The organism is Globicatella sp. HMSC072A10, from assembly GCF_001811625.1.
Classification (GTDB): domain Bacteria; phylum Bacillota; class Bacilli; order Lactobacillales; family Aerococcaceae; genus Globicatella; species Globicatella sanguinis.
In genome coordinates this window covers 1-2,209 of the sequence record NZ_KV805816.1, presented here as the reverse complement: position 1 = coordinate 2,209, position 2,209 = coordinate 1, and the positions used below count along the sequence as shown (strand labels likewise).

Genomic DNA, 2,209 nt, shown 5'->3' with positions numbered 1-2,209 from the left:
TCTCTCTGGTCCAACTATTTGGGGTCACTCTATTTATCTAATGCTTTTTTATTTAACAATACAAATGTTTTTACTATTATTCTTTTTCGATTTCATTAACTATTGCGTTAAATGCAAAAGTATCCTGTATTAAATTTCTAAGCTCTCTAACATTTGAACAATATATAAAACTATCAAAGAGTCTTTCTCTAACATCAGGAGATAGGGGCATTTCATATTGTTTTGAAGATTCAACAAGGATTTTTTGACCGATTTTATTTTTTTCTTCACTAGTTAACTCTTTAAAATGTATAATTTTATCGAATCTATAAAATATAGGACTTCCTAGGTTTTCTTCAATCTCTTCAAGGCTTAGGTAATTCGATGTACAGATTATTATTGATTTTTTTAATTCCAAATAATAGTTTTGATCCTCGTAAATTCCTTCATCAAATAGTTGATAAAAAGCACTATGAAATGAGGGATGGGCTTTATCAAATTCGTCTAGTAATAATACATTTGATTCTCTATCTAATAAATCTTTAGCAAAACTCTTTTCATAATGTGCACCACCAAAAAGATAATTAGCAAACTGACTATTTTGATACATAGAAAATTGTTTTCTAAATAATGGTTCTCCAATAATCTCTGAAATGAATTTTGCCGTTTCGGTCTTACCGATTCCAGACATTCCATATAATAGTATAACTATTGGTTTTTTACGATTAGATAAGGTAACAGGAAACAATGCTTGTAGTAATTTCTCTTTTGCACTTTTTTGACCAATAATTCTGTCATCGTATTTTGAATTGATTTCTTTTAAATCATCTATATCCAAACTAGTATATTCTTGATTATGCACTTCTGTTTCTGGAAATAACCGCTTAATTTGATTACTAATTTGTAATGGGGGATTATGCAAATATAATCTATCATAATCAAATTTACTTAAAAAATTATTAAAGTTAATAATCACATGTTCTCTAACACCAGCGTATTCATCTGAACCCACAACTATATTTTCTACCCTAATCTTTTCTGGTTCACTTTTTGGTTGGGGTTGATCAGATATCTGAATAACCATATTTTTTGAATCTCTGTCATTCTCATATACTAATTCTGTTAGTGTTTTATATTGAGGTGGAATTGATTTATTAAATTTTACTCTTGAACCATAAAATATCACTATATCACTCACTAATAACACCACCTAACACTACATCGTATACATCTAGTAAATCATTTTTATCTTCATTTTTTTCCCCAGTAACTATTTCAGTAACGTCTATTTCATTTTTTTTCTTTTCGAATTTAAACTCATTTTCCATTGATAGTTGATTCATTGTACAAGTTCCTACTTTAATTCCATAGTAAGTAAGATTCATTTTTGATAAGTCTGCTAACGTATAACTATTTTTAAAAGCGTTAATATTAAATCTTAAAACTGTTTTAGGAACAGGTTCGCTTCCTAAAAGCATTTGATAATATCCTCTATCTCCAAGTATAGCTTTATTAAGTTCAGTTAAATCAATGGGTATTTCTTCTTTAGGTACCACATTTAAATATGAACTATACATTTTATAGATGGTTATGGATTCTTCTGGAGCATATACCTCTTCAGATTTAAAGATATGAATGTTTTTATCCTCTACAGCTAGTGACAGATAATCAGTTAATAAAGTGTTTGATATTGTTGATTCCATTATTTTAGCCATTTTAGAATCATAACCTGTATTAACACTACCAGAAATAGTTGCCTTAAAAGTAGAAAAAAGGTTGAATCCAGTTTTTGCTTGAGCATCTATTTCCGCTACAAGCTTAGCTAACCTTTCTTTATTTTCATTTGTTGACCAATCAATTTTTCCACCATTTTTAATGGTTACAAAATCATTAGCCGCTACTTCATCAAAGTAAATTATTTTTAAAAACTTTGAGTTTTTTGATTTTTTAGTCATTCATCAATCCTCCTATGTTTTAATTAGATATATTATATCATTATTATAGAAGTATCATGAGCCAATAATTCTATTGAATAGCTCCAATAAAATATCTTTCACACCCGCTGCATTAAAAACCAATCCTACTGCAATAATGGAAATGATGAGGAAGCTAATTAACTTACTGAACTCACGCTTGAAGCCAAGATACAAGCCGATCACAACGATAGCCAAGAGTACCAATGATTGAGCATTTGATAGATATAAAAGTCAACTTAAAAATCCCGATTTGT

2 protein-coding genes are annotated in these 2,209 nt (G+C 28.7%); both read right to left on the bottom strand.

Going from position 1 to position 2,209, the window contains the following annotated elements:
• Positions 1–76: 76 nt before the first annotated feature.
• Entirely contained in the window at positions 77–1,177 is a 1,101-nt protein-coding gene (locus HMPREF2811_RS10025; RefSeq protein ID WP_071409205.1) for an AAA family ATPase, read from the bottom strand.
• Complete coding sequence (locus HMPREF2811_RS10020; protein ID WP_071409204.1) at positions 1,170–1,934, bottom strand: DUF6414 family protein; 765 nt, start codon at positions 1,932–1,934, stop codon at positions 1,170–1,172. The genes HMPREF2811_RS10025 and HMPREF2811_RS10020 overlap by 8 nt, the downstream gene beginning before the upstream one ends.
• Between the last annotated feature and the right edge of the window lie 275 nt (positions 1,935–2,209).

What these genes read in the sequence shown, in the direction of transcription:
- HMPREF2811_RS10020 (WP_071409204.1), bottom strand. Translation starts at nt 1,934, where the DNA reads ATGACTAAAAAATCAAAAAACTCAAAGTTTTTAAAAATAATTTACTTT.